Origin of the sequence: Sulfitobacter sp. M39, assembly GCF_021735935.1 — a bacterium.
Taxonomy (GTDB): Bacteria; Pseudomonadota; Alphaproteobacteria; order Rhodobacterales; family Rhodobacteraceae; genus Sulfitobacter.
In genome coordinates this window covers 629,159-656,145 of record NZ_WMDZ01000001.1, presented here as the reverse complement: position 1 = coordinate 656,145, position 26,987 = coordinate 629,159, and the positions used below count along the sequence as shown (strand labels likewise).

Below are 26,987 nucleotides of genomic sequence, written 5' to 3'. Positions count from 1 at the left end.
CACCCCCCGCGCCGCTTTCATGTCCGCACCTGCGGTGCAGCACGGCGTGTCAGTAAAGCGCGACCGGATTGATCATCGCCTGTACCGTGCCTTTGATCAGCGGCTGTCCCAGCACGAACATGAACTCTTGCACGCCTTCCGCGACCAGCGGTCCTGTGTTCATCGTCTCCAGAATATAGATGCCGTTGTCCTTGAGCAGCGTGACATGGCCATAGAACACCTTGTCCCCCTCTTTCGGTGGAATGGCTTCTAGGCCCCATGTGTCTGCACCCACGGCCATCGGGTTCATCGACGCCATAAACACCGCACCTTCGTTATTCAGCCCCGGTTCGGTGGACCCCCAGGCCGTCGGGTCGCTTTCCATCATGCCGTCGGTCCAGCCGGTGTGAAACAGCACGATATCACCTTCGTTTACCGTGATCTGCTGCGCCTCCATCGCCGCGGTAATCTCTGCCTCGCCAAAATGCTCACCGGCGGCCAACACATCTTTGCCCATGTGCTTGGCCATATCGATGATCACGGCGCGCCCGACCAAGGGCGGCACGGCATGCGTTCCCAATTTGGTCAGGCCGCTGATCGCCGAGATTTCCTTTTCGTCCAGGCAGTTATAATACATCCCGTCTTCGCCCAGATGCCCAAGCCCGTCCAACTGCGACCCGATACCGATCCAGGTTTGCAGCAGATCGTCGTTATAATTGCCCTCATAGCCAAAGGACGACAGCTTTTGGCCGCCGTGCTGGTTCGGCTGGACCACCTGAAGGCTCAGCGAACGGGGCGGGAAGGCAGGTGTATCCGGCCCGATCACGATCCCGAGCGGCATCGATTTGCCCTGCTTGATCAGCTTGGCGGCCTCCAACGTGCGCTCGGTCGAGATCAGGTTCGCCGATCCCAGCTGGTCGTCAGGGCCCCAATGCGAATGGTCACAGTCTTGCGCCCATGCGGCAGATGCCCCGACGCCGATGGACACGGCAGTTGCGATAATCTTGGTAAATTTCATCTTTCTTCCCTCCCAGAAAACAGGGTGCAGCTCCGACGGAACACCCGCGACTCCACACCCTAGAGGGTTAGGCTAACATGAAATTCAATCAGGGCACGTAATTTCAACCGATCAGCTGGGCGCCCCCTGTGGCGTGCTGCTGGCCTTGGATTTGGACTGATCCAGCCCCAACTGCCGTTCCCGCCAGATGATCGCGGCACCGCCAGCGATGACCAGACCGGCACCGATCAGGATTGCAGGCGTCGGGATTTCGCTGAAAAGCACCCAGCCGATCAACACCGCGAACAGCATAGAGGCATAGTCGAACGGGGCGAGCATCGACACCGGGCCAAAGCGGTAAGAGGCCGTGATCATGATCTGTGATACCCCGCCGATCATACCCGACAGGATTAGCAGCGCCGAGACTTGCCAACCGGGGTTCACCCACCAAAGCGGTTCCCAGTTGATCACCATGCCTGCGGGCAGCGTGAGAAACGACAGGCAGGTCGCGGTGAGCGAGAAATAGAACACGATGGCCGCCGTGCTGTCGGTTTGCACCAATCGGCGCACGTGGATCTGGACAAGCGCACGCATGATCGACGCGGCAACCACCATCATCGCCCCCATCATCGCCAGTTGCGACACGCTATCCCCGCCCACAGTGAAGCGGGGGTACAGAACGATCAACACCCCGATCAACCCGATCGCCACAGCGGACAGGCGGAACACACGCACCTGTTCGCCCAAGAATATCGCGGCAAAGATCACGGTGAACAGCGGCGTGGCATAGCCGATAGCCGTCACCTCTGGCAGGGGCAGCAGGCTAAGCCCCGCAAAGGTCAGCGCCATCGCCGTGGTCCCGAAAACGCCGCGCCAGACGTGGCCCATCAGATTGCTCGGCTTCAGCCCGTCGCGCAGGTCGCCGCGTTGCCACAGCCACAGGATGATCATCGGGAAGGCAAAGAACGACCGGTAGAACACGGCCTGGGCGGCGGGCACGGTGGCCGTCGCGATCTTGATAAGGGCCGCCATGACCGAGAACAGAAAGACCGCCCCCAGCTTAAGGGCGATGGCCCGGCCGGGGCGGTGCTCTGTCGTGGTGCTTTGCATGGCGCATGCTTGCGCCTGCATGTTTCAAGTTGCAAGACCCCGCGTCAACTTGCGCGTCGTATTCCCGCCAACATGCAGAAAATCCGAGCGTTCATTGCAGCTTAGCCGATGATGCCGCGGTTTTCGCCGACCTGACCGCGGTGCAACAGCATATGGTCAAGCAGGACGCAGGCCATCATCGCTTCGCCCACAGGCACGGCACGGATGCCGACGCAGGGGTCGTGGCGGCCTTTGGTGATGATCTGCGTATCTTCGCCGGCCTTGGTGATTGTCTTGCGCGTCGTCAGGATGCTTGATGTCGGCTTGACCGCGAAACGCAGCACGATGTCCTGACCGGTGCTGATGCCGCCCAGAATACCGCCCGCGTGGTTCGACGAATAGACAGGGCCGTCGGGGCCCATGCTGATCTCGTCCGCGTTCAGCTCTCCGGTCAGCATGGCGGCGGACATGCCTTCGCCAATCTCCACGCCTTTGACGGCGTTGATGCTCATCATTGCGGCGGCGAGATCGGTGTCGAGCTTGCCATAGACCGGCGCGCCAAGGCCCGCGGGCACGCCGCGCGCTGTCACCTCGATGATCGCACCGACGGAGGATCCGGATTTGCGCAGCCCGTCCAGATACGCCGCCCAGTCGTCTGCCGCTTTGGCATCGGGCACCCAGAACGGGTTCTGTTCGATCTGGTCCCAATCGAACGCATCTCGGTCGATCTTGTGGGGGCCCATCTGCACCATGTAGCCGGTGATCTGCACATTCGGGGCAATCGCCTTGATCGCTTCGCGCGCAAGGCCACCCGCCGCGACACGCGACGCGGTTTCACGTGCCGAGGACCGCCCACCCCCACGGTAATCGCGGATGCCGTATTTCTGGAAATAGGTGATGTCGGCGTGACCGGGGCGGAACTTGTCCTTGATGTCGCCGTAATCTTTTGACCGCTGGTCGGTGTTCTCGATCATCAGCTGGATCGGCGTGCCGGTGGTGACGCCTTCAAACACACCCGACAGGATCCGCACCTCATCCGCTTCGCGGCGCTGCGTGGTGTATTTGTTCTGGCCAGGTTTGCGCTTGTCCATCCAGTGCTGGATCATCTCTTCGGTGATCGTCACACCGGGGGGGCAGCCGTCCACCGTGGCCCCCAAAGCAGGCCCGTGGCTTTCGCCCCAGGTGGTCACGCGGAAAAGATGGCCAAAGCTGTTGATCGACATGGGCGGTGCTCCTTTGGCGGTGATCCTTAACGGGGGCTGCACCATGCCTCAAGGGGTTTCACCTTGCGCGCGGGCGACAGGCGTTCTACCGATAAGATACCTCGGGGGGCCTGACAGGCTGAGATGTGCGCGCACGGACCCGTTGAACCTGAACCGGTTAACACCGGCGGAGGGAAGGTCTGGATACACCTCCAACGCTTTCTGACGCCGCATTTTGGAGGATGCCATGAAGTATCTTACACTTGCTGCCATCACGCTTGTCGCCACGCAAGCATGGGCCGAGACGCCCGAACTGGTGGTCTATACCTACGACAGCTTTGTCGCCGAATGGGGCCCCGGCCCCGTGATCGAAGCGGCCTTCGAGGCCGAATGCGCTTGCGATCTGAAATTCGTAGGCATGGGTGATGGCGCGGCGCTGCTGGCGCGGCTCAAGCTGGAAGGCGCGCGGTCTGACGCCGATCTGGTGCTGGGGCTTGATACCAGCCTGATCGCGGCGGCCAAGGAAACAGGGTTGTTCGCGACGGCCACAGTTGATGCGGACTACGACCTGCCGGTCACATGGGAAGACGACAGCTTTGCCCCCTATGACTGGGGCTATTTTGCCTTTGTCCATAGCGCCGATCTTACACCGCCTGCGAATTTTCGTGCGCTGGCGGACAGTGACCTCAAGATTGTGATCCAGGACCCGCGGTCCTCTACCCCCGGTCTGGGCCTGCTCATGTGGGTCAAGGACGCTTATGGCGACGAGGCCCCTGCGATCTGGGAAGGTCTGGCGGATAACGTCGTGACCGTGACCAAGGGCTGGTCCGAAGCCTACGGTCTGTTTCTTGAGGGTGAGGCCGACATGGTGCTGAGCTATACCACATCCCCCGCTTACCACCTGATCGCCGAAGAGGACGCGACCAAGGCCGCCGCCGCCTTTGACGAAGGCCACTACATGCAGATCGAAGTGGTCGGCAAACTGGCAGGCAGCGACCAGCCCGAGCTGGCCGATCAGTTCATGCAGTTCATGGTATCGGACGCGGCGCAATCGGTGCTGCCCACGACCAACTGGATGTACCCTGCCGTCACGCCTCAAGGCGGGCTGCCCGAAGGCTTTGAAAAGTTGATCGAACCGGGCAAGGCGCTGCTGATCCCGAGCGATGACGTGCCCGCCCTGCGCGAGGAAGCATTGGCCGAATGGCTCTCCGCGCTGTCGCAATAAGCACGAAAACCGGCATCAGCGCCGCCGTTTTGGTTGCGGCGCTGATCCTTGCTGCGGTGGGGGCGGTACTTTGGCGGGCGGAGTTCGGCAGCGGGCTTGGCCCGGCCGATTGGTCCGCGATCCAGTTTACCGTGCTACAGGCCGCGCTTTCCGCCCTGCTGTCTACCGTGCTGGCAATCCCTGTCGCCCGTGCCTTGGCCCGACGGCGCTTTGTCGGGCGCGGGCTGCTGGTCACGCTGCTAGGAGCACCGTTCATCCTGCCGGTGATTGTCGCCGTGCTGGGGGTGCTTGCGGTCTTTGGCCGCGCGGGCTGGCTCAATGCGGCGCTGGCGCTGGTCGGATTGCCCGGCATCACGATCTACGGGCTGCACGGCGTTGTGCTGGCGCATGTCTTCTTTAACCTCCCGCTGGCCACGCGGCTGCTGTTGCAAGCGTGGCAGACCGTGTCCGCGGAACGGTTCCGGCTGGCCGCACAGCTTGGCCTGACCCCGCGCGCGGTATTTCGCAGCATCGAGCTTCCCCTCCTGCGGCAAATCCTGCCCGGCACAGCGGCGTTGATCTTTGTGATCTGCCTGACCAGCTTTGCCGTGGCGCTAACCTTGGGCGGTGGCCCCCGCGCCACGACAATCGAGCTTGCGATCTATCAGGCGTTCCGTTTCGACTTTGACCTGAACCGTGCAGCGCTGCTGTCGCTGGTGCAGCTTGGGCTTGCGGGCAGCACCGCCGCGCTGGCGCTGTGGATCATCCCCGCGATCAGTCTGGGTGGCGGGCAGGACCGACCCCTGCACCGCTGGGACGCACGTGGCGGGCTGCAACGGTGGCTTGACGCGCTGTTCATCACGGTGGCGGCGGGGTTTCTGCTGCTTCCCCTGACCTCGGTCGTGCTGCGCGGGGTGATCGGCCTGCCGCAAATGCCCGCCAGCGTGTGGCAGGCGGCGGGCACCTCTGTCACCGTGGCGCTGATCAGCGTGGTGGTCTTGCTGGCCTTGGCCCTCCCCCTTGCCGGATGGATCGCGACCCGCGCCCGCGGCGGGGTAGAGGCCGTGGGACTCTTGGGGCTTGCGGCCTCTCCGCTGATGATCGGCACCGGCTGGTTCATTCTGATCAACCCTGTCGCCAGCCCCTTTGCGCTGGCCCTACCCGTCACGGCGCTGGTCAATGCGCTGATGGCCCTGCCCTTTGCCCTGCGTATTCTGGTGCCGCGGCTGCGCGACACGGTGCAGATCTATGGCCGGCAGGCGCAGATGCTGGGGCTGACCGGATGGCCGCTTTGGCGCTGGCTGATCCTACCACGCTTGCGCCCGCAGATCGGCTTTGCCGCGGGGCTGACCGGTGCCCTGTCGATGGGAGATCTGGGGGTCATCGCCTTGTTCGCCGACCCCGACAGTGCCACCTTGCCACTGCAGATGTACCGGTTGATGGGGGCCTACCGGATGGAGGCCGCGGCCGGTGCGGCCCTGATCCTGCTGGCGCTGTCGCTGGGGATTTTCTGGATATTCGACAAGGGAGGGCGCTGGCATGCTGACGCTTGAGACCGCACAGATCACCCAAGGCAGCTTTACCCTGCACGCCGACCTGACCCTTTCGCCCGCGCAGACCTATGCGGTGATCGGCCCCTCGGGTGCGGGGAAATCCACCCTGCTGGGGGCGCTTTGCGGGTTCATTCCGCTCAGGTCCGGCAGGCTGCTGTGGCAGGGCAAAGACATCACCCAAGCCGCCCCCGGTGCGCGGCCGATGACGATGCTTTTTCAGGATAACAACCTCTTTCCCCATCTCAGCGTGATGCAGAATGTGGGGCTGGGGCTGCGCCCCGACCTGCGGCTCGGCACCGCGGAACAAACCCGTGTACACGAGGCGCTTGATCGTGTCGGGCTGCAGGGGATGGCCGGGCGCAAACCCTCCGAGCTTTCCGGCGGGCAGCAAAGCCGTGTGGCCCTCGCACGGGTGCTGGTACAAGCCCGCCCGCTTGTGCTGCTCGACGAACCCTTTGCCGCACTTGGCCCCGCTTTGCGCAACGACATGCTGGATCTGGTGGCCGCGCTCGCCGCAGAGACCAAAGCCGCGTTGATCATGGTCACCCACGCCCCCGAGGACGTGCGCCGTATCGCGGATCAGGTGATCTTTGTCGAAGGTGGCACCGCACATCCGCCGCAGCCTGCCGCAGCGCTGATGGACAACCCGCCCGACGCGCTGCGTGCCTATCTGGGGTAGTCAGAAAATGACCGCGTAGAAGGTCAGCGACGTCAGCAGGATCGTCAGATACCCCAGCAGCACATAAAGCCCGTCACGCGTAAACAGACCAAAGGCAAACAGCGCCACCGTCCCGCCCCCGAAAGACGACGCAAAAGGCACGAATTCAAGCAAGGGCCAGCCCACGGGCAGGATCACGCAGGTCACCAACGTCAGCAGACGCATCGGGCCTGTCGTCAGAAACTGGAGCCTTTTACCCGAGTGGCGATCAAAAAACGCCGCGGGCTTGCGCAGCCACCTTACGCAGAACAGCAACCGCGATGACTTGACTTCGCGGCGCAGCAGGAACTGCGGCAACCACAGACGTTTGCGCCCATAGACCGCCTGCGCCGACAGCACGATGACGACCATCGCCATGAAACTGGACACACCAAAAACACCGGACAGCGGCGACACCAACAGCAGCGCGGCCACCAGAATGAACGGGAGCAGGGACCGCTCTCCGAATTCGTTCAGCACATCGTTGATCGTGACCGTCTCGCGGCTGGCCGCTTGCTCCATCCCGTCCAGCAGATGGGTGAGGCTACGCTCCTCGATATTGTGCATATACCCCCCAAAGGTCAGCTGTCTTGTGCAAGCAATGCCGCCAGCCCGGCCCGATAGGTGGGGAACTGCGGTGCCCAGCCTAACGCCTGCTTGATACGGTCGTTCCGAACCTTCTTGCTTTCCGCGTAAAAGCTGCGGGCCATGGGGGTCATATCGGCCTGATCAAAGGGGATCGCGGGGGGCACGGGCAGGCCAAGCAGCTCTGCCGCGTGGGCGATCACGTCTTGCGGCGGCGCGGGGTCATCGTCGCACAGATTATAGACCGCGCCCGGGTCGGGCCGCTGTAAGGACAGCTCAAGCGCTTGGGCAATATCCTCGACATGAATGCGAGAGAAGACCTGCCCCTGCTTGATGATCCGCCGCGCCGTTCCGGCCCGCACCTTGGCAAAGGGGCCGCGTCCGGGGCCATAGATGCCTGCGAGGCGAAAGATATGCAGCGGCAAATCGGGGATCGCCTGCCACCGTGCCTCTGCCGTGACACGGGCGCGTCCGCGCTTGGTCGATGGTGTCAGCGGCGTGTCCTCGTCCACCCAATCGCCGTCGTGGTCGCCGTAAACGCCTGTTGTCGACAGATAGCCTACCCACCGCAGATCGGGCGCGGCGCGGTTGACTGCATCCTCGACCGCATTCAATACCGGATCGCCCGCGCTGTCCGGTCCGGCCGAGACGAGCACATTAGGAAACTGCGCGATCAACGCCCCCAGATCGGCACCCGGCCAGACGACGGGTTCAACGCCCGTGTCCGCGATGGCATCTGCCTTGTCGGGGCTGCGCGTGGTGCCGACGATGCGCCAGCCCTGCGGCACCAGCCGTGCGGCAAGGGCGCGCGCGCTAAAGCCATGCCCGATCGACAGCAGCGTTTTCTCCATGAGGCGTCCTTTCTATGTGGTGGTCTGGGGCAAGGCGATCCGCTGCCCCTCGGGGACCAACGCATTCATCTGCGCGATATGTTCCGGCAGGCATTTGGTCAGGAAGTCATAGGTTTTGACCACATGCGCCCGCGCCGCCGGCCCCAGATGCGCATAGGCCGCCGGATTGCCCAGCACATCCGCCACCTGATCGCCCAGCGCATCGGGATCGAAGAAATCGCACAGCAGGCCGGTTTCGCCGTGGGTAATCGCCTCGCGCACGGGGGCCACGTCAGAGCCGACGATCGTCGCGCCCATCGCCATCGCCTCGAGCAGGGACCACGACAGCACAAATGGCATGGTCAAATAAAGATGGCAGCGGCTGATCTGAATAACCTTCTGGTAATCCTCGTAGGACAGCTTACCCAGAAAATGCACCCGCGACCAATCGACGTGCTTGCCCACCTCCGCCTCCATCTCGGCGCGCAGACCCCCGGGGTGTTTGCTTTTGCCGCCATAGGAGGTGTCGTTGCCGCCCACCACCAACACCCGCGCATTGGGGCGTTGCTTCAGGATGCGTGGCAATGCGCGCATGAACACATGAAAGCCCCGCGTGCGTTCAAGGTTGCGCGACACAAAGGTCAGCACCTCGTCATCCTTGGTCAGGGCGCGATCCATCCGCCCCAGCTTGAGCGTCACCGCCGGATCGGGGCGCAGCTGGTCTGTGCGTATCCCGTCGTGACAAACATAAAGCTTGCGATGAAAGCTTTGCGGAAAACGGTCGCGCTGCCAGTAGGTCGGGCTGAGCCCGACATCGACGGTTTCGATATTGGCCAGCGGCACGGCATTGCGTGCGTGCAACAGAAAGGGGGTATTCTCGGTCACGGGGTCTTCGGGGTCGAACCCCACAGGGCCGCCGGTATCGCTGTAGTAATACTCGAAGAAACCGATGATCGGGACGTCGGGCCAGATCTGCTTGAAAAACGTCAGCTCCCCCCAGCCCACATGCCCCACCACGATATCGGGCTTGAACCCTTCGCGGGTCTCGATCTGTTTGGCCGCGCGAGCGGCCCCCAATCCGTTGCCGGTAGATTCCTCCCAGTTCTTCGACAGCCCATAGGCGTTCTCTGCCGGTCTGTGATGCGCCTTGTAGACCCGTGTCTCGACGCCATCAAAACGGGGCGGGTTTTTGCGTTGGGTCAGGAAATAGATCTGGTGTGTGCGTTGATCGGCCAGCCATTGCACCAGCTCGCGGTATTGGCCGGGCATATTCTGGTGCACAAACATGATCTTCATGGGGTCGCCTTATGTCCTGTCGGTTGCAGACAGTTAGCCCAGTCGGCACGGACAGTGCAAACGCCACGGCGCTGGACGGCTCTGGCTTGAACCTCGGGCGATCTTCGTGTCAACGTCAGGTATGAAAGAACACACATTCCCCTCATGGCCCGATGTGGCCGATCAATTGGTCGCTGTTGCGGCAGGACGCAGCGCCGCGGATACGATTATCACCGGCGGTATCTGGGTGAACGTGCACACGCGCGAAACCCTGCCGGACCATGATATCGCGATCAAGGCGGGGCGCATCGCATTTGTCGGGCCGGACGCCAGCCACTGCAAAGGCGATGCGACCAAGGTGATCGAGGCCAAGGGCCGCTTTATGATCCCCGGCCTGTGTGACGGGCATATGCACATCGAAAGCGGTATGCTGACACCTGCGGAATTTGCTCGCGCCGTAATCCCCCATGGCACCACGTCAATGTTCACCGACCCGCACGAGATCGCCAATGTGCTGGGGCTGGAAGGCGTGCGCATGATGCATGACGAAGCCCTGATGCAGCCGGTGAACATCTTCACCCAGATGCCGTCCTGTGCGCCCTCTGCCCCCGGTCTGGAAACCACCGGCTTTGAAATCACGGCAGAGGATGTCGCCGAGGCGATGCACTGGCCCGGTATCATTGGTCTGGGCGAGATGATGAACTTCCCCGGTGTGACCGCGGGCGACCTCAAGATGCTGGCCGAGATCGCGGCGACGCAACGCGCAGGCAAGACCGTGGGCGGGCATTATGCCTCCCCCGATCTGGGACCTGCCTTTGCGGCTTATGTCGCGGGCGGTCCGGCGGATGATCACGAGGGCACCTGCGAGGCGGATGCCATTGCGCGGATGCGTCAGGGGATGCGGTCGATGATCCGGCTGGGGTCCGCGTGGTATGACGTTGAAACACAGATCACCGCGATCACCGAAAAAGGTCTGGATTCGCGCAACATGATCCTGTGCACCGATGACTGCCATTCCGGCACCTTGGTGAATGACGGTCATATGAACCGCGTGGTGCGCCATGCCATCGACTGCGGCTGCGACCCTTTGGTCGCGCTGCAAATGGCGACGATCAACACCGCGACCCATTTTGGGCTGGAACGCGAGATCGGGTCGCTGACACCCGGACGGCGAGCGGATGTGATCCTGACCTCTGACCTGAAAACCCTGCCCATCGAGACGGTGATCGCGCGGGGGCAGATCGTGGCCGAGGATGGCGCGTGTCTGGTAGACTGCCCGCATTACGACTGGCCACCCCATGCGCGGCAGACCGTCAACATGGGCAAAGCGCTTGGCGCGGATGATTTCCAGATCACCGCACCTGCGGGGGCCAATGCCGTCACCGCCAATGTCATCGGCGTGGTCGAGAATCAGGCCCCGACCCGCGCGCTGAAGTTCGAGCTGCCGGTGACCGAAGGCCGCGTGCAATCAACGGGCGAAGTGTGCCAGATCGCGCTGGTCGAACGGCACCGCGGCACCGGCACTGTCGTCAATGCGCTGGTCTCGGGCTTTGGCTATCAGGGGCCGATGGCGATGGCGTCCACCGTGGCGCATGACAGTCACCACATGATCGTGGTGGGCACCGATACCGACCATATGGCGATGGCCGCGAACCGCTTGCGCGAGGTTGGCGGCGGGATCACCATCTTCAAGGACGGGGCAGAGCTGGCCATGGTCGAGCTACCGATCGCCGGCCTGATGTCCGACAACCCCGCATCCGATGTCGCCGCCAAGACCGAGGCGATGATGCAGGCAATGCGCGACTGTGGCTGCACGCTGAACAACGCCTATATGCAGCATTCGCTTTTGGCGCTTGTTGTCATTCCCGAATTGCGCATCTCTGACCTCGGCTTGGTCGATGTGCGCAGTTTTGAATTTATTCCTTTGTTAGAGCCTGTTTCATGACCAGAATCCTGACCCCAGACGCCCGCCCCGCCGAACAATTCACCGATGCTGCTGCCGCCGTTGCCCGGCTGATCGAGCTATACAGCCAAGCGACAGGCTTCCTGAGCGCGCATTTCCAGAAGGCGATGGACAGCGCCGCCCCGGAAACGCGGATCAGGGCCTTCTACCCCGAGATCCGGTTTACCACCTCCAGCTATGCGCAGGTGGATTCGCGGCTGTCATTCGGTCATGTGTCGTCCCCCGGCACCTTCTCGGCCACGATCACGCGGCCAGAATTGTTCAAACATTACCTGACACAGCAAATCGGGCTGCTGATCGAAAACCACGGCCAGCCCGTGACCATCGCGGTATCCGACACGCCGATCCCCGTGCATTTCGCGGTTAGCAATGACGACAGCGTGACGATCCCGCAGGAAGGTGCCGCGGATTTCACCCTGCGCGATGTGTTTGACGTGCCGGACCTGAGCACAACCAATGACGACATCGTCAACGGCACCTATCTGCCGCTGGACAACGTGCGCCCGCTGGCCCCCTTCACCGCGCAGCGCGTCGATTATTCGCTGGCACGGCTGACGCATTACACCGCGACCGACCCCGAACATTTCCAAAGCCACGTGCTGTTCACCAACTACCAGTTCTACGTGACCGAGTTCGAGGAATACGCCCGCGCCATGCTGCGTGACCCCGACAGCGGCTACACGTCCTTCGTCTCTACCGGCAATGTCGAGATTTCGGATGGCGACGCGCCGCTGCCTGCGTCGGTAAAGACTCCGCAGATGCCGACCTACCACCTCAAGCGCGCGAACGGGTCCGGGATCACGCTGGTCAACATCGGCGTCGGTCCGTCCAACGCGAAAACCGCGACCGACCACATCGCCGTGCTGCGACCCCATGCGTGGCTGATGGTCGGCCACTGTGCCGGTTTGCGCAACACACAGGCGCTTGGGGATTTTGTGCTGGCGCATGGCTATCTGCGCGAGGACCACGTGCTGGACGACGACCTGCCGGTCTGGGTTCCGATCCCCGCGCTGGCCGAGATCCAGATTGCGCTGGAGGATGCGGTTGAACAGGTCACCCAGCTTGAAGGCTACGAGTTGAAGCGGATCATGCGCACGGGCACCGTTGCCACCATCGACAACCGCAACTGGGAACTGCGCGATCAATCCGGTCCGGTGCAACGGCTCAGCCAGTCGCGCGCCGTGGCGCTGGATATGGAAAGCGCCACGATTGCGGCCAACGGCTACCGGTTCCGGGTGCCCTACGGCACGCTTCTATGCGTCTCGGACAAACCCTTGCATGGCGAGTTGAAGCTGCCCGGTATGGCGTCTGATTTCTACAAAACGCAGGTCGCACGACACTTGATGATCGGTATTCGCGCGATGGAACAGCTGCGCGATATGCCGCTAGAGCGGTTGCATAGCCGAAAATTGCGCTCGTTTGACGAAACTGCCTTTCTCTAAAGGCCGAAATCGGCTGAAAATAGCATGTTTTCGCGGTTTCTTGCGACCTATTCGTTGTGTTCAGCCACAACATACCGTTACATTCTGCGCGTGAGGCCCTAATCCGGGCGGACGAAGGAGAAAAACAAGATGGCAACTAAACCAATGACAAAAACCCAGCTCGTCGCGGCTTTGGCTGAGGAAATGGGCGAAGACAAGAAAACAGCAAGCGCGGCACTGGACGCGGTTTGCGCGTTGATCACGAAAGAGGTTTCCGGCGGTGGCGCTGTGACACTTCCCGGCATTGGCAAAATCTACTGCCGCGAACGTCCCGAGCGTATGGTGCGTAACCCTGCCACCGGCGAACAGTTCAAGAAAGACGCGGACAAGGTTGTTAAGATGACCATCGCGAAAGCGCTGAAAGACAGCGTTAACGAATAAGACTGATTACAGTCTGTTCTGACAAAGGGTCGCCCACGGGCGGCCCTTTGCGTTTGGCGCAGGTCTGTGTTGCGCCGAATGCGCTTGCTCCTGTCGGGCAACTGCGGAAGTCTCCGCCCACTGGAAAACCTGAAAGGCCCCCTCATGGATATACGTGCAATTCTCATGGGGCTGGCCTTCGCCGTCATGTGGTCCTCGGCCTTTACGTCGGCGCGGATTATCGTCGCGGACGCGTCCCCCTTGATGGCTTTGTCGGCGCGGTATCTGATCTCTGGCCTGATCGGCGTGGGGGTCGCGCTGGCGCTTGGGCAGACGTGGCGGCTGACGCGCGCGCAATGGCGGGCAACGATCATTTTCGGCGTGCTACAAAACGCGGTCTATCTGGGGATGAACTTTGTCGCGATGCAGACCGTACAGGCGTCACTGGCGGCGATCATCGCCTCGACCATGCCGCTGCTCGTCGGTCTGGCAACATGGCTGTTTCTGGGGGAAAAGCTCAAGCCGTTGGGCATTGCAGGGCTGATCGCAGGTGTGATCGGGGTGGCCATCATTATGGGGGCACGGATCAGCGGTGGCGTCGATCTAACGGGGCTGCTGCTATGCGGGGTCGGTGTGGTCGCGCTATCTGCGGCGACCCTGCTGGTGCGCGGTGCGACCTCTGGCGGGAACTTCCTGATGGTGGTGGGCTTGCAGATGCTTGTCGGCTGCGTGGCGCTGTCGATTGCGACCTTGCTGTTCGAGACGCCGCACATCAGCCCAAGCTGGCCGCTGGCGCTGGCGTTCCTTTATACCTGTCTGGTGCCGGGGCTGCTGGCGACGGTGGTCTGGTTCTGGCTGGTCAACCGCATCGGAGCCACCCGCGCCGCGACCTTCCATTTCCTCAACCCGTTTTTCGGGGTGGCGATTGCTTGGCTGTTGCTGGGCGAACCGCTGGGGGTTCAGGATATCATCGGCGTCGCCGTGATTGCCTTGGGTATTCTTGCAGTTCAGGTCTCGCGGCAGCGCAGGGCCTGACCTACAAGCCAAGGGGTTGGGCGATAGGCGGGCGGTCACAGATCGGTGCGTCGGTGCATTACCCCTTTGAAAAACCCGCGCAGGCCCCATTTAATGTATCAAACCGCAAAGGAGCCTCGCATGCCGACCTATGAAAAGACCGACGCCGCCATTAACGCTCTGTCCCCCGAAGAATTCCGTGTCACCCAGCAGAACGGCACCGAACGTCCCGGCACGGGCAAACTGCTCGATAACAAAGAGCCAGGCATCTACGTAGACATCGTCTCTGGCGAGCCGCTGTTCGCGTCCTCGGACAAATACGAATCCGGCTGCGGCTGGCCGAGCTTTACCAAACCCATCGAACCGGCCCATGTCGCCGAATTACGCGACGCGTCGCTTGGAATGGTGCGCACCGAAGTGCGCAGCGCCCATGGGGACAGCCATCTGGGCCACGTCTTCCCCGACGGTCCCGCGGATCGTGGCGGGCTGCGCTATTGCATCAATTCCGCCTCGTTGCGCTTTATTCATCGTGACGACATGCAAGACGCAGGCTATGGCGATTATATCAACCAAGTGGAGGATGCAGCATGAGCGAACAACGCGCAGTACTGGCCGGAGGATGCTTTTGGGGCATGCAGGACCTGATCCGCAAACGCGAGGGGGTTCTATCGACCCGCGTGGGCTATTCGGGCGGCGATGTACCCAATGCCACCTACCGCGACCACGGCACCCATGCCGAGGCGATCGAGGTGATGTTTAACGACGACGTCATCAGCTATCGTGATCTGCTGGAGCTGTTCTTCCAGATCCATGACCCGACAACGCTGAACCGTCAGGGCAATGACCGCGGGCTGAGCTATCGTTCGGCGATCTACTATGTCGACGAAGACCAGAAAGCCACGGCGCTGGACACGATTGCCGATGTAGAGGCATCGGGCATCTGGCCGGGCAAAGTCGTGACAGAGGTAGAACCCGTCAGCGATTTCTGGGAAGCAGAGCCCGAGCATCAGGATTATCTGGAGCGTATTCCAAACGGCTATACCTGCCATTTCCCGCGCCCCGATTGGATCCTGCCCAAACGCGCGGCAGCAGAATAAACGCAAAACGGCGCAGCCCCTTCGGGTTTGCGCCGTTTTCTTTTGGGCAGCGTCAGGCCGATGCGACCCTTGGCCTGCCTGTCGCCTCGACCGTCAGCAGCGCTTCGATAAAGACCTTGCGGCTTTCGACCTCTGCGTGGCGGATGTCGCGTTGCACGTCGATCTGCACATCGACCACCCCCGCCGCCCGCGCCGCCGCCTCTGCCTTGTCGCGTAGGGTCGCCTCAAGCGTGCCCAGCGCGTCGGTCTGATCAGTGAAATCCTGCGGCCCGTCGGCCAGATACACCCTGAACCGCCCCTCTGCGGGCGAGGTCACGGTGCCGCTTTCCCGCATGGTCACCCGCCCCACCACCGCACCGATGGCATTGGCCACTGCGGCGTGTTCGGGCAGGATCATCTGCGTGCCCAGCCGTTCCCCCACCGCCGGATAATAAGCCGCGGCAGAGGCCCCCAGCCCGATCACCGGCACGTTCAACGCCGCCTCGATCCGGACAAGCCCCGCGTGCCCGCGCAACCCGCGCTGCAAAAGCTCGTGGCGGGCCAGCGTTTCGGGTTCTGTATCAAAGGCGGGCTCTTCTTCCGCCAGCGCCGCTTCCAGCATGGCCAGTGCGGTCTGTTCGGTCAGTTGATCCACAATGATCTGCGCCATAGCGGCGGGATCAGGGGCCAGCATCTTCCCCGCGCCTGTGCGTCGCCGTCCAAACAACCGCAGCGCCTTGCCTGCGGCCTCTGCGTCCCACGCCGCCACCCGTCCCAGCACATGGCTTGCGTCTGACGGCGTAACGCCGGCCAGCTGGACCAAGCCACGCTCTACCAGACGTTTCAGCGCGCCTGTCTCTATCCGTGCGCGCAGGATGTCGGCCATCGGGTGCAGCCCCTCACCGATACGGTCCAGGAGCGTTTGTTCACGCGCCGAGATGCCTTCGCGCGGTTGACCTGCCACGGCACGCACAAAGCGCCCGTCATATTCGCCGGGGGTGGTGCTGCGCAGCTGTGCATCAAGCGCGGCATGGACCACCAAAGGTGCCTCCGCCGCGATGAGGGCAATGGGCAAGACACGTTTTGGCCCCAGCGTCACGCCCCCCTGCAAGCCTTCGGTCAGGAAATGCACCTCGCTGTCGCCCCCCAGACCAGTGGTGCGCATGGCGACGGCCTCTACCATCGTGCGGTAGCTGCCGACACGGGCCCCTGCGGGGTCGATCACGGGCCGGCCGTCGCGCAAGAGGGCTACATCGGTGGTGGTGCCGCCAATATCGCTGACCAACGCACGCGCCGCACCGGTCATCCACCGCGCCCCCACGATCGAGGCCGCAGGCCCGCTGAGGATCGTTTCAATCGGCCGTTCCCGTGCCTGCGCGGCAGAGATCAGCGCCCCGTCCCCCCGCACCACCATCAGCGGGGCCGTGACGCCAATGTCGGTCAACACATCCTCGGCCCGCCCGATCAACCGGTCGATCATCCCGATCAGCCGCGCGTTCAGCACCGCCGTCAGCGCCCGTTTCGGCCCGTTGAGCTTGGCCGACAGCTGGTGAGAGGCCGACACGGGCCGCCCCGTCACCTGCGTCACCAAGGCGGCGACGCGTTGTTCATGCGCGGGGTTGCGCGTGGCGAACTGGCTGGCGACGGCAAAACCGCTGACCTGTTCACGCTGCTCGGTCAAAAAGGAGATCAGCGCGGCTTCGTCCAGCGGGGCACGCTCTGCGCCTGCGTGGTCATGACCACCGCCAAGGATCAGATAAGGGTCACCGTTCAGCGCCCCGGCCAGCCCGTGCGTCTCAAGATCCCGTTCCTTGAAGCCGACATAGATCAACGCGACGCGCCCGCCCTGCCCTTCGACCAGCGCATTGGTTGCCAGCGTGGTGGACAGCGACGCCATCGCCACCTGACCCGCTGACACATCGGCCGCCGCCAGCACGCGGCGCACAGCCTGCCCCACACCAATGGCCAGATCGGCGCGGGTGGTCAGCGCCTTGGCCGATGCGATCACCGTGGTTTCATCGCGGATCAGCACCGCATCCGTATAGGTGCCGCCCGTATCGACCCCAAGCAAAAGCGCCATTCAACTATCCTTGCACCGTTTTCCTAGGGTTTACCTGTTCCGGCGCAGCGGTCCAGCCCTGTCAGCCGCGGTTTTCGCGCAGACGAGCCACGGCCCATTGTGCCGCGTCGGCGACAGTCGTGTCTGGATCGTCCAGCAGGCCCTGCGCCACAGGGGTCAGACGCGCCAGACCGGAGTTGCCGATGGCATAAAGCACATTGCGAATGAAACGATTGCGCCCGATCCGCTTGATTGGCGAGCCGCTGAACCGCAGACGAAAGGCCGCATCATCCAGCGTCGCCAGCTCTGCCAGATCGGGCGCACCAACACCGCCGTGATAACGCAAATCGCTCGCCGTGACGGCGAACTTGTTCCACGGGCAGGCGGCAAGGCAATCGTCACAGCCATAGATGCGGTTCCCCATCTTGCTGCGCAGCTCAAGGTCGACCGGCCCGTTGTGCTCAATCGTCAGATAGGAAATGCAGCGACGCGCATCCAGCTGATAGGGCGCGGGGAAGGCATTGGTCGGGCAAGCCGTGAGGCACGACCGGCACGACCCGCAGTGATCCACCTCTGCCGTGTCGGTGGCGAAATCCAATGTGGTGAAAATCGCGCCCAGAAAGGCCCAGTTCCCCCAGTCGCGGCTTAGCAGATTGGTGTGCTTGCCCTGCCAGCCCAGCCCCGCCGCCTGCCCAAGCGCCTTTTCCGGCACGGGGGCCGTGTCGACAAAGACCTTCACCTCGCAGGGTTCCTGCGCCACCAGCCAACGCGCCACCCGCTTGAGCCGTTTCTTGACGATGTCGTGGTAGTCGCGCCCCTGCGCATAGACCGACACGCCCGCCTTGTCGGGGTGGTTCAGCACCTCGGTCGGGTCGTATTCGGGGGTGTAGCTTTCGGCCAGCATGATCACCGACCGCGCCTCGGGCCAAAGCGCTGCGGGGTTGCCACGCCATGCCATACGGTCGGCCATCCACGCCATCTGCCCGTGATAGCCTGCATCGACGAAAGCCTGCAGCCGTTCGGGCACATCAGGCACCGCGTCGGGGCGGCAGATCCGGCACGACACAAAGCCTTCGTCCAGCGCCTGCGCCACCAACCGGCCCCGCAGGGCGTCCGTATCGGCAGCCGGTGTCACAGACATCGGCCGCGGCGGGGATCAGAAATCAAGGTCATTGTAATGCTTCGGCGGCGGGAAGCCCGGCACCTGATCGGCCAGCAACGACCGGAACGCGGGACGGGACTTGATCTTGGCATACCAGTCCTTGACCACATCGGACCGGTTCCAGTCCACATCCGAGATATAATCGAGCGAGGATAGATGCGCCGCCGCCGCGAAATCGGCCAACGTCATCACGTCGCCTGCCAGCCAGCGCCGGTGGTCCAGCAGCCATGCCATATAATCAATGTGATACTTGATCGCCTTGGCCCCGTCCTTGACGTTGCGGCTGTCAGGGAAGCCCTGCTTCATCACCTTTTTGTTGACCCGTTCGTACAGCAGCTTCGAGGTGACCTCGTCGTGGAACTTGTCGTCGAACCAGCTGACCAGACGACGCACTTCAAGCCGCTGGACCGGATCAGAGGGCATCAGCGACGGTTCGGGGCGGGTCTCTTCGATATATTCGCAGATCGCGGCGCTTTCGGACATGATGATGCCATCAAGCTGCAATACGGGCACCTTGCCCGCCGGATTGCGGCGCATGAAATCTGGGTCTTGCTCCCAATACCGTTCTTCGACGCGTTCAACCTCGATCTTCTTTTCAGCGAGGCTCAGCCGGACTTTGCGGCAGAACGGCGAAAGCGGGACGTGAAACAGGCGAGCCATAAGGGGTTCCGGTACTAACAAACAGGGGTTTCATCCTCATGCCCGTCTTGGTTGGGTTTTTCAACTCTCGAAACAGGCTGCCCGTCCGTCCTTGCTGATTGTCGCCGCACCATCGCGGATCTGGGCACTGCGCTTGCGCACCGCGGCAGAGGGGCGCGCGGCCGAACGGGTTTTCGGCGACGGCAGGATCGCGGCCAGCCGCGCCGCTTGGGTTGCGGTCAGCTTGGCGGGAATCACCCCAAAGTAATGTTGCGCCGCGGCGTCGACACCAAAGATGCCTTCGTCGAACTCGGCCACGTTCAGATAGACCTCGATAATGCGCCGCTTGGTCCAGACGGTTTCGACCAGCGGCGTGATCCCGGCCTCGAGCGCTTTGCGCAACCATGTGCGGCCATGCCAGAGATAGACATTCTTGACCGTCTGCTGCGACAGGGTGGATGCCCCGCGGTTTGACCCTTCGGCGATGGCGCGTTTGATCGCGGCCAGATCAAAGCCCCAGTGTTCGCAGAAATTCGCATCTTCCGCCGCCACGACAGACCGCGCCATGACAGGGGCCACGTCTTCCAGCGCGACCCATTGCTGGTCCACGCCCCCCAGCCTGCGGCCTTCGCTGAACATATAGGGGGTCGTCGGCGGGTTGATCACCGCAAACAGCAACACCAGGGCGATCAACAGGCCAAGCACGGCGAGCACCAGCTTGAACGCGCCCCGAACCACGCGCTGCTTGAGCGACCGCAGCTGCGCCACAGGGGACGGAGTCTTGGACTTGGCTTTGCCCTTGGATTTGGAGGATGCGCGTTTTGCCATAGCCATCAGCTATATCGTGGCAATGGCTTATTGTGAACGGGCACTGCGGGCGGAAATCCCTTTTGCAAGATAGGCCCCGATCAGCGCCGAGGCCTTGGGCGACGGGTGGGTGTTATCGCTGGCAAAAAGGCTGGGATCCTGACGGTCGATCACTGTTTCGGAATCAAGGAATGTCACCCCCGACGTTTGTGCCGCAAACCGCGCGATACGGCGTTCCAGCAGCACCAGATCATCGCGACAGCCCTCGAATGACCCTTTGCCATTGCCGGCGTAGTACCCCATCCACATCACCTGCGCGCCCGTGCTGCGCAAACGCGTCAGGAAGGCGGGTATTTCCCCAGTAGCGGCATCCGCCGCGATCAGCGTGTCGACCACAGGCGTGCAGGCCCCGCATTTGCAGTCGTTGAACCCCAGATCATTGGCCCCGCCGTTCACCACGATCCAGTTCCACCGCCCGCCGGGGTACTGATCCTGAATGTCGAAACCGACAGCGGATAAAAGCGTGCTGTCATTGCTGAACTGCGCACCGGGGACGGCCTTGCTGACAACATTGCGCCCGAGGCTGGCTGCCATCGCATCGGGGATCGCCTGATCGCTTGATCCGTTCCACGCCATGACGGAATCGCCAATCACCAGAATATCGCCGCCACCCTTGGGCGCAGCATCGGTACAGGCCGCAAGCGCGAGCCCTACCAGCAAAAGCGCCATCAGCCGGACGCGAGAGGTAAGTGTTTTGATCATTCCGTAACTATAGGCCGGTTGCGGCCCCGGTAAAGCGTGGGCGACGCACAAAACAAATCGGGCGCGAGGTTTCCCCCGCGCCCGATCTATCCGTTTTGCTTACTCCGCCGGGATCGCGTGTTCTTCGACGCTGAGCGGGGCGGGCAGATGGACCAGCATCTCTTTGGGGCAGATCTGCAGGAAGTTATCCTTTTCAATGTCCCAGTGCTGCAGAATGTCTTCGGCCTTGCGGCTGTTGGTTTCCTGCAGGTGCCGTTCAATCAGGCCCTTCACCTGGTTTTCCCAATGCTCGACCGTGACAGGGCAGGTCACCAGCGTTTCGCGGTTCAGCATTTTGTCGGCCTTGCCATCGGGGTTGTAGAGATAGGCCATACCGCCCGTCATACCCGCGCCAAAGTTCGCGCCGATCTCGCCCAGGATCACGGCCACACCGCCGGTCATGTATTCGCACCCGTTGCTGCCGCAGCCTTCGATCACCACATGCGCGCCCGAGTTCCGAACGCCGAAACGTTCACCGGCACGGCCCGCTGCGAACAAAAAGCCCTTGGTCGCACCATAAAGCACCGTGTTGCCGATGATGGTGTTGTCAGAGGCAACGATGGTGCTGGCCATAGACGGACGCACGACGATGGTGCCGCCCGACAGACCCTTGCCGACATAGTCATTCGCATCGCCCGACACCTCAAGCTTGAGCCCCGGTGCCGCGAAGGCCCCCAGCGACTGCCCTGCCGAACCGGTCAGCTTGACCGTCAGGTGATCGGGCTGCAGCTGGTTGTTCATGCCGAAGTTGCGGATGATGTGGCTCGAGACGCGGGTGCCCACGGTACGGTGCGTGTTCTGCACCGCATAGCTGAGCTGCATCTTCTCGCCATCCTCAAGGAAGCGCGCAGCGTCGCGCACGATTTCAGAGTCCAGCGTGTCCAGCACAGCGTTGCGCGGCTTGTTACGGTCATAAACGATCTCTGCCGCGCCATCGACGGTGATCAGCAGCGGGTTGAGATCAAGATCGTCAAGGTGTGCAGAGCCACGGCTAACTTGCGCCAGCAGATCGGCACGGCCAATCACGTCATCCAGACTACGCGCCCCGATTGACGCCAGCAATTCACGGACTTCGGTGGCGTAGAAAGTGATCAGGTTCACGACCTTATCCGCGTTGCCGGTGAACTTGCCACGCAGCGCTTCGTCTTGGGTGCAGACGCCGACGGGACAGGTGTTCGACTGGCACTGACGCACCATGATACAACCCATCGCGATCAGCGCGGCAGTGCCGATGCCGTATTCCTCGGCTCCCATCATCGCGGCCATCACGATGTCACGCCCTGTGCGCAAACCGCCGTCGGTCCGCAGGGTGACGCGGTCGCGCAGGTTGTTCATCGCCAGAACCTGATGCGCTTCGGTCAGGCCCATCTCCCACGGCAGACCCGCATATTTGATTGAGGTCGCAGGCGATGCGCCCGTGCCGCCATTGTGGCCCGAGATCAGGATGATATCCGCCTTGGCCTTTGCCACACCGGCCGCAATCGTACCAACGCCAGAAGACGCCACCAGCTTTACGGTCACCTTACAGCGCGGGTTGATCTGCTTGAGGTCATAGATCAGCTGCGCAAGGTCTTCGATGGAATAGATATCGTGGTGCGGCGGGGGCGAGATCAGGGTCACGCCTTTGGTCGAATGGCGCAGACGGGCGATCAGGTCGGTGACCTTCATGCCCGGAAGCTGACCACCCTCGCCGGGCTTGGCCCCTTGGGCGACCTTGATTTCAAGCTCTTCACACTGGTTCAGGTATTCGGCAGTCACACCGAAACGGCCCGACGCCACCTGCTTGATCTTGGCCGACGGGTTGTCACCGTTGGCCTCGGGCACGAAGTGCGCCGGATCTTCGCCGCCTTCGCCAGAGTCTGACTTGGCCCCGATGCGGTTCATCGCGACGTTCAGGGTCTTATGTGCCTCGGGCGACAGCGCGCCAAGGGACATGCCGGGCGTCACGAAACGCTTGCGGATAGAGGTGATGGATTCGACCTCTTCGATGGGCACTGGGGCCCCCAGCGGCTTGATATCCAGCAGGTCGCGCAGATGGATCGGCGGGTTGCTTTGCATCTTGGCGCTATACTGCTTCCACATCTGGTAGGACGCTTTGTTGCAGGCCATTTGCAGCATGTGCATCGACGATGCTTCCCATGCGTGGGTCTCGCCGGATTTGCGCGCCTTGTAGAAGCCGCCGATGGGCATGACGACGCCATCACCCTGCCAACCACGGTCGTGGACCGCTTCGGCCTTGCGTTGGATACCGGTCACACCGATCCCGCTGATGCGGCTGGTCATGCCGGGGAAGTATTCCGCGCACATCGCACGGCTCAGCCCTACGGCTTCGAAGTTCAGGCCGCCACGGTAGGAGGACATGACGCTGATGCCCATCTTCGCCATGATTTTCAGCAGGCCCTGATCAATCGCCTCACGGTAGCGGGCCATTGCGGTGGTCAGAGTCATGTCCAGCAGACCACGTCCGATACGATCCGCCAGCGAATCCTCGGCAAGGTAGGCGTTCACCACGGTGGCACCACAGCCGATCAGCACGGCAAAGTAATGCGGGTCCACACATTCAGCCGAGCGCACATTGAGCGAGGTAAAGGTCCGCAGGCCCTTGCGGGTCAGCTGGCTGTGCACGGCAGAGGTCGCAAGGATCATCGGCATCGCCACGCGGGTCGCATCGCTGAACTGGTCGGTCAGCACAATGTGACCAGCACCGGAGCGCACGGCGTCTTCTGCCTCGTCCCGGATGCGGCGCAGGTTTTCGCTCAGGTTGTTGCCGCCCGGCTCGAACGTACAGTCGATGGTGACAGAGTTCGCGTTGAATTCGGTCATCAACTGATCGAACTGCGCGTTCGCGAGGAACGGGCTGTCGAGCACGAGGATCTCGGTCTGGGCGCTGGATTCATCCAGCACGTTCTTGAGGTTCCCGAACCGCGTTTTTAGGCTCATGACGCGGAATTCGCGCAGGCTGTCGATGGGTGGGTTTGTCACCTGACTAAAGTTCTGGCGGAAGAAGTGGCTGAGCGGGCGGTACTGGTTCGACAGAACCGCCGACGGGGTGTCATCGCCCATGGACGCCAAGGGCTCTTTCGCATCTTCGGCCATCGGTGCGAGGATCTGCTCGAGGTCTTCGATGGTATAGCCCGCTGCCACCTGACGGCGGCGCAGCTCATCGCCCGAGAACAGGGCCTGTTCCTCGACATCGCCAAGCGCTTTGTCCAGCTCGTTGATCTTGCCGACCCATTCACCAAAGGGACGCGACGCGGCAAGCTTGTCCTTGATTTCGGTGTCGCCGAACATCTTGCCTTCTTCGATGTCGACCGCCAGCAGCTGACCGGGGCCAAGCGCGCCTTTGCGCACGACATTCGCCTCGTCCTGCGGGACCATCCCCGCCTCGGAACCCGCGATCAGCATGCCGTCACCGGTGACGACGAAACGCATGGGGCGCAGGCCGTTCCGGTCAAGACCGGCGCAGACCCAGCGGCCATCGGTCATGGCCAGCGCTGCGGGACCATCCCAAGGCTCCATCACCGAGTTGCAATAGGAATACATGTCGCGCCATGCCTGTGGCAGTTCGACCGCCTGCTTTGACCAGCTTTCAGGCACCAGCATGGTTTTCGCCATCGGGGCCGAACGACCCGCGCGCACCAGGACTTCGAACACCGAATCCAGCGCGGCAGAGTCGGACGACCCCGCGGCGACGATCGGTTTGATATCTTCGGCCATGTCGCCAAAAGTGCCCGAGGCCATGCGAATCTCGTGGCTTTTCATCCAGTTGACGTTACCCTTGAGCGTGTTGATCTCGCCGTTGTGGGCCAGCATGCGGAAGGGCTGCGCCAGCCACCACTGTGGGAAGGTGTTGGTGGAATAGCGCTGGTGATAGATCGCGAAGGCGGATTCAAAGCGTTCGTCCATCAGGTCGGGGTAGAAGTTGGCAACATCCTGCGCCAGCATCATGCCCTTGTAGATGATCGACCGGCAGGACATCGACGCGATGTAAAGCGTCGGCACCTGAGCCGCCAGCGCGGCTTTCTCGATGCGGCGACGGATGACGTAAAGCTCGCGCTCGAATGTTTCCTCGTCCACGCCCTTGGCGTTCGAAATCAGGATCTGTTCGATCTCGGGACGGGTCGCGTTGGCCTTCTCCCCCAGAACAGAGGTATCGACGGGCACGTGACGCCAGCCGTAGATATAGTAGCCCATCCGCAGCACTTCGGTTTCAACGATGGTCCGGCAGGTTTCCTGCGCGGCAAAGTTGGTGCGCGGCAAAAAGACCTGACCGATGGCGATCAGTTCGCCTTCGCGGGGGCTGTGACCGGTGCGGCGCACCTGATCATAGAAAAAGTTAACGGGGATTTGCACGTGAATGCCTGCGCCGTCGCCGGTTTTTCCGTCCGCATCAACAGCCCCGCGGTGCCAGATCGCCTTGAGCGCCTTGATCCCGTTTTCGACAACCGCGCGGCTGCTGGAGCCGTCGATGTTCACAACAAGACCCACCCCGCAGGATGAATGCTCTTCTTCTTCGGAATACAGACCGTTTTCTGCCATGAAGGCGCGTTTTGCTTCTTCGCGTGCTACCCAGGCGTCATCATATTTGGTCATTTGGAATCTCCTAAATCGGGCGCGCCCGAGGCGCGAAATATCAGTTGAAAGGGGCGCTTATTCGGCCGCGATGGCCACGCTGGCCCCCATCTTTTCAAGGATCGCCTGCGCACAGTCGCGCCCGTCCTTGATGGCCCAGACCACCAGCGACGCACCGCGCACGATATCGCCCACGGCATAGACGCCATCCAGTTCGGTCGCGCCGGTGATATAGTCGGCCTTGACCGTGCCCCAGCGGTTGACCGGCAGCTCGGGCGTGTTCCACAGCGTGGGCAGGTCTTCGGGTTCAAACCCAAGCGCCATGATCACAAGATCCGCCTCTTCGACATAGTCCGAGCCTTCTATAAGCTCAGGTGCCTGACGACCTGACACGTCTGGCGCACCAAGGCGCATTTTCTGCACCATAACACCTGTGACCGGGTCCCCGACAAAGCCCTTCGGGGCGGACAACCATTCAAATACCACGCCTTCTTCCTCGGCGTTTTGCACTTCGCGTTGCGAGCCGGGCATGTTGGCGCGGTCACGACGGTACAGACATTTGACCGAGGTCGCCCCCTGACGGATCGAGGTCCGTACACAGTCCATCGCGGTATCACCGCCGCCGATCACGACAACGCGCTTCCCTTCGGCGTTGAAACGACCGGAGTCGAATTCTTCGACCGCGTCGCCAAAGCTTTTGCGGTTGCTCACGGTCAGGAAATCAATCGCGCGCTCAAGGCCCACACCGCCCACGCCGGGGGCCTGGATGTCGCGTGTTTTATAGACGCCCGTCGCGATGATCACGGCGTCATGCTTGGCACGGATATCGGCAAAGCTGATGTCGACGCCCACATCGCAGTTCAGTTCAAAGTTAACACCACCTTCGGCCAGCTGGTCGTTGCGGCGCATAACCACATCTTTTTCCAGCTTGAAACCGGGGATGCCGTAGGTCAACAAACCACCCGCGCGGTCATAGCGGTCATAGATGGTGACCTGCACACCCGCGCGGCGCAGCACGTCCGCCGCGGCCAGACCACCGGGGCCCGCGCCGATGATGCCAACGGATTCGGCGCGTTCGCTCTTGGGTTTGATCGGCTTGACCCAGCCATTTTCCCACGCGGTATCGGTGATGTATTTCTCGACCGAGCCGATGGTCACAGTGCCGTGGCCCGATTGTTCGATCACACAGTTGCCTTCGCACAGACGGTCCTGCGGGCAGATGCGGCCGCAGATTTCGGGGAAGGTGTTTGTGGCCTGGCTGACCTCATAGGCCTCTTGCAGACGCCCTTCGGCGGTCAGGCGCAGCCAGTCGGGGATGTTATTGTGCAGCGGGCAATGGGTCTGGCAATAGGGGACGCCACATTGGCTACAGCGGCTGGACTGCTCTTGCGCTTTCTCATCCGCGTATTCCGCATAAATCTCTTTAAAGTCTTCACGACGCAGATTCGGCATCCGTTTTTCGGGCATATCCCGGGAAACCGTTGTAAACTTGAGCATTGGCTGCTTTGCCATCTTGGATCTCTCCGCCTGAAACACGTTGCTGCCCCCTCATACACAGGGGTTAAAGGTTTATAAAGGCAGTATTGCTGACCTATATGCGGTTTATTTCATATCAGCCCCGATATTCTCGCAAATTTATCAC

At 62.1% G+C, this 26,987-nt stretch carries 22 protein-coding genes and 1 riboswitch; of the genes, 9 read left to right on the top strand and 13 right to left on the bottom strand.

The window, feature by feature from the left end; genetic code table 11:
- Positions 1-49 precede the first annotated feature (49 nt).
- The 3 genes from GLP43_RS03090 to aroC all read right to left on the bottom strand — a co-directional run bounded on the left by GLP43_RS03090 (position 50) and on the right by aroC (position 3,288).
- Positions 50-997 (bottom strand): cyclase family protein, encoded by a 948-nt coding sequence (locus GLP43_RS03090; protein ID WP_037964653.1) that lies wholly within the window; start codon positions 995-997, stop codon positions 50-52.
- Between the two features lie 111 nt (positions 998-1,108).
- Positions 1,109-2,086, bottom strand: coding sequence for a DMT family transporter (locus GLP43_RS03085; RefSeq protein ID WP_237278161.1), 978 nt, complete (start codon positions 2,084-2,086; stop codon positions 1,109-1,111).
- Between the two features lie 101 nt (positions 2,087-2,187).
- A complete protein-coding gene (aroC, locus tag GLP43_RS03080) occupies positions 2,188-3,288 on the bottom strand; it encodes a chorismate synthase (protein ID WP_237278160.1) in 1,101 nt (366 codons plus the stop codon).
- A 92-nt stretch (positions 3,289-3,380) separates the two neighbouring features.
- Positions 3,381-3,480, top strand: a riboswitch (TPP riboswitch).
- A 34-nt stretch (positions 3,481-3,514) separates the two neighbouring features.
- Between aroC and thiB the strand changes: the two genes are divergently transcribed.
- The 3 genes from thiB to GLP43_RS03065 are packed head-to-tail and all read left to right on the top strand — an operon-like array spanning position 3,515 to position 6,703.
- Positions 3,515-4,492, top strand: a complete 978-nt coding sequence (gene thiB / locus GLP43_RS03075; protein ID WP_237278159.1) for a thiamine ABC transporter substrate binding subunit — start codon at positions 3,515-3,517, stop codon at positions 4,490-4,492.
- Complete coding sequence (locus GLP43_RS03070; protein ID WP_237278158.1) at positions 4,468-6,024, top strand: thiamine/thiamine pyrophosphate ABC transporter permease ThiP; 1,557 nt, start codon at positions 4,468-4,470, stop codon at positions 6,022-6,024. The genes thiB and GLP43_RS03070 overlap by 25 nt, the downstream gene beginning before the upstream one ends.
- A complete protein-coding gene (locus tag GLP43_RS03065; protein WP_237278157.1) occupies positions 6,011-6,703 on the top strand; it encodes a thiamine ABC transporter ATP-binding protein in 693 nt (230 codons plus the stop codon). Before GLP43_RS03070 ends, GLP43_RS03065 begins: the two co-directional genes overlap by 14 nt.
- Here the strand turns inward: GLP43_RS03065 and GLP43_RS03060 are convergent, their stop codons facing one another.
- Genes GLP43_RS03060 through GLP43_RS03050 form a run of 3 tightly spaced genes read right to left on the bottom strand, consistent with a single transcriptional unit; the run spans position 6,704 to position 9,432 of the window.
- The gene (locus tag GLP43_RS03060) at positions 6,704-7,288 is read right to left on the bottom strand and encodes an exopolysaccharide biosynthesis protein (protein ID WP_237278156.1); all 585 of its coding nucleotides are present in this window, start codon (positions 7,286-7,288) and stop codon (positions 6,704-6,706) included. It abuts the gene before it with no gap.
- Positions 7,289-7,302: 14 nt separating this feature from the next.
- Positions 7,303-8,157 (bottom strand): SDR family oxidoreductase, encoded by an 855-nt coding sequence (locus tag GLP43_RS03055; RefSeq protein ID WP_237278155.1) that lies wholly within the window; start codon positions 8,155-8,157, stop codon positions 7,303-7,305.
- Between the two features lie 12 nt (positions 8,158-8,169).
- On the bottom strand, positions 8,170-9,432 hold the full coding sequence (locus tag GLP43_RS03050) for a glycosyltransferase family 4 protein (RefSeq protein WP_237278154.1): 1,263 nt from the start codon (positions 9,430-9,432) through the stop codon (positions 8,170-8,172).
- Positions 9,433-9,553: 121 nt separating this feature from the next.
- Here GLP43_RS03050 and ade point away from each other — a divergent pair, with 121 nt between their 5' ends.
- The 6 genes from ade (at position 9,554) to msrA (ending at position 15,326) form a co-directional block, all read left to right on the top strand.
- A complete protein-coding gene (gene ade / locus GLP43_RS03045; RefSeq protein ID WP_237278153.1) occupies positions 9,554-11,356 on the top strand; it encodes an adenine deaminase in 1,803 nt (600 codons plus the stop codon).
- Positions 11,353-12,816: an AMP nucleosidase gene (locus tag GLP43_RS03040; protein ID WP_237278152.1), complete on the top strand. Its 1,464-nt coding sequence runs from the start codon at positions 11,353-11,355 to the stop codon at positions 12,814-12,816. Before ade ends, GLP43_RS03040 begins: the two co-directional genes overlap by 4 nt.
- Before the next feature lie 129 nt (positions 12,817-12,945).
- Positions 12,946-13,236, top strand: a complete 291-nt coding sequence (locus GLP43_RS03035; RefSeq protein WP_235183739.1) for an HU family DNA-binding protein — start codon at positions 12,946-12,948, stop codon at positions 13,234-13,236.
- Positions 13,237-13,380: 144 nt separating this feature from the next.
- A complete protein-coding gene (locus GLP43_RS03030; protein WP_037954066.1) occupies positions 13,381-14,250 on the top strand; it encodes a DMT family transporter in 870 nt (289 codons plus the stop codon).
- A gap of 120 nt (positions 14,251-14,370) precedes the next feature.
- Positions 14,371-14,820 (top strand): peptide-methionine (R)-S-oxide reductase MsrB, encoded by a 450-nt coding sequence (msrB, locus tag GLP43_RS03025; RefSeq protein WP_237278151.1) that lies wholly within the window; start codon positions 14,371-14,373, stop codon positions 14,818-14,820.
- Entirely contained in the window at positions 14,817-15,326 is a 510-nt protein-coding gene (gene msrA, locus GLP43_RS03020) for a peptide-methionine (S)-S-oxide reductase MsrA (protein ID WP_237278150.1), read from the top strand. Before msrB ends, msrA begins: the two co-directional genes overlap by 4 nt.
- 52 nt (positions 15,327-15,378) lie before the next feature.
- Here the strand turns inward: msrA and GLP43_RS03015 are convergent, their stop codons facing one another.
- From GLP43_RS03015 to GLP43_RS02985, 7 genes are all read right to left on the bottom strand, one after another.
- Positions 15,379-17,385: a hydantoinase/oxoprolinase family protein gene (locus tag GLP43_RS03015; protein ID WP_237278149.1), complete on the bottom strand. Its 2,007-nt coding sequence runs from the start codon at positions 17,383-17,385 to the stop codon at positions 15,379-15,381.
- A 61-nt stretch (positions 17,386-17,446) separates the two neighbouring features.
- Entirely contained in the window at positions 17,447-18,505 is a 1,059-nt protein-coding gene (gene queG / locus GLP43_RS03010; protein ID WP_237278148.1) for a tRNA epoxyqueuosine(34) reductase QueG, read from the bottom strand.
- A gap of 15 nt (positions 18,506-18,520) precedes the next feature.
- Positions 18,521-19,186 (bottom strand): FtsZ-binding protein FzlA, encoded by a 666-nt coding sequence (gene fzlA, locus GLP43_RS03005; RefSeq protein ID WP_005850934.1) that lies wholly within the window; start codon positions 19,184-19,186, stop codon positions 18,521-18,523.
- A gap of 60 nt (positions 19,187-19,246) precedes the next feature.
- Positions 19,247-19,993, bottom strand: a complete 747-nt coding sequence (gene mtgA / locus GLP43_RS03000; protein WP_237279913.1) for a monofunctional biosynthetic peptidoglycan transglycosylase — start codon at positions 19,991-19,993, stop codon at positions 19,247-19,249.
- Between the two features lie 27 nt (positions 19,994-20,020).
- Complete coding sequence (locus GLP43_RS02995) at positions 20,021-20,734, bottom strand: SGNH/GDSL hydrolase family protein (protein ID WP_237278147.1); 714 nt, start codon at positions 20,732-20,734, stop codon at positions 20,021-20,023.
- 99 nt (positions 20,735-20,833) lie between these two features.
- On the bottom strand, positions 20,834-25,366 hold the full coding sequence (gene gltB, locus GLP43_RS02990; RefSeq protein ID WP_237278146.1) for a glutamate synthase large subunit: 4,533 nt from the start codon (positions 25,364-25,366) through the stop codon (positions 20,834-20,836).
- A gap of 57 nt (positions 25,367-25,423) precedes the next feature.
- Positions 25,424-26,857 carry an NAD(P)-dependent oxidoreductase gene (locus GLP43_RS02985; protein WP_237278145.1) on the bottom strand — a complete coding sequence of 478 codons (1,434 nt, stop codon included), beginning with the start codon at positions 26,855-26,857 and terminating at the stop codon, positions 25,424-25,426.
- Positions 26,858-26,987 lie beyond the last annotated feature (130 nt).

Bases quoted from the DNA above. Each gene is read 5' to 3' on its own strand.
- GLP43_RS03090 (WP_037964653.1), bottom strand. From the start codon at position 997: ATGAAATTTACCAAGATTATCGCAACTGCCGTGTCCATCGGCGTCGGG.
- GLP43_RS03085 (WP_237278161.1), bottom strand. From the start codon at position 2,086: ATGCAAAGCACCACGACAGAGCACCGCCCCGGCCGGGCCATCGCCCTT.
- aroC (WP_237278160.1), bottom strand. From the start codon at position 3,288: ATGTCGATCAACAGCTTTGGCCATCTTTTCCGCGTGACCACCTGGGGC.
- thiB (WP_237278159.1), top strand. From the start codon at position 3,515: ATGAAGTATCTTACACTTGCTGCCATCACGCTTGTCGCCACGCAAGCA.
- GLP43_RS03070 (WP_237278158.1), top strand. From the start codon at position 4,468: ATGGCTCTCCGCGCTGTCGCAATAAGCACGAAAACCGGCATCAGCGCC.
- GLP43_RS03065 (WP_237278157.1), top strand. From the start codon at position 6,011: ATGCTGACGCTTGAGACCGCACAGATCACCCAAGGCAGCTTTACCCTG.
- GLP43_RS03060 (WP_237278156.1), bottom strand. From the start codon at position 7,288: ATGCACAATATCGAGGAGCGTAGCCTCACCCATCTGCTGGACGGGATG.
- GLP43_RS03055 (WP_237278155.1), bottom strand. From the start codon at position 8,157: ATGGAGAAAACGCTGCTGTCGATCGGGCATGGCTTTAGCGCGCGCGCC.
- GLP43_RS03050 (WP_237278154.1), bottom strand. From the start codon at position 9,432: ATGAAGATCATGTTTGTGCACCAGAATATGCCCGGCCAATACCGCGAG.
- ade (WP_237278153.1), top strand. From the start codon at position 9,554: ATGAAAGAACACACATTCCCCTCATGGCCCGATGTGGCCGATCAATTG.
- GLP43_RS03040 (WP_237278152.1), top strand. From the start codon at position 11,353: ATGACCAGAATCCTGACCCCAGACGCCCGCCCCGCCGAACAATTCACC.
- GLP43_RS03035 (WP_235183739.1), top strand. From the start codon at position 12,946: ATGGCAACTAAACCAATGACAAAAACCCAGCTCGTCGCGGCTTTGGCT.
- GLP43_RS03030 (WP_037954066.1), top strand. From the start codon at position 13,381: ATGGATATACGTGCAATTCTCATGGGGCTGGCCTTCGCCGTCATGTGG.
- msrB (WP_237278151.1), top strand. From the start codon at position 14,371: ATGCCGACCTATGAAAAGACCGACGCCGCCATTAACGCTCTGTCCCCC.
- msrA (WP_237278150.1), top strand. From the start codon at position 14,817: ATGAGCGAACAACGCGCAGTACTGGCCGGAGGATGCTTTTGGGGCATG.
- GLP43_RS03015 (WP_237278149.1), bottom strand. From the start codon at position 17,385: ATGGCGCTTTTGCTTGGGGTCGATACGGGCGGCACCTATACGGATGCG.
- queG (WP_237278148.1), bottom strand. From the start codon at position 18,505: ATGTCTGTGACACCGGCTGCCGATACGGACGCCCTGCGGGGCCGGTTG.
- fzlA (WP_005850934.1), bottom strand. From the start codon at position 19,186: ATGGCTCGCCTGTTTCACGTCCCGCTTTCGCCGTTCTGCCGCAAAGTC.
- mtgA (WP_237279913.1), bottom strand. From the start codon at position 19,993: ATGGCAAAACGCGCATCCTCCAAATCCAAGGGCAAAGCCAAGTCCAAG.
- GLP43_RS02995 (WP_237278147.1), bottom strand. From the start codon at position 20,734: ATGATCAAAACACTTACCTCTCGCGTCCGGCTGATGGCGCTTTTGCTG.
- gltB (WP_237278146.1), bottom strand. From the start codon at position 25,366: ATGACCAAATATGATGACGCCTGGGTAGCACGCGAAGAAGCAAAACGC.
- GLP43_RS02985 (WP_237278145.1), bottom strand. From the start codon at position 26,857: ATGGCAAAGCAGCCAATGCTCAAGTTTACAACGGTTTCCCGGGATATG.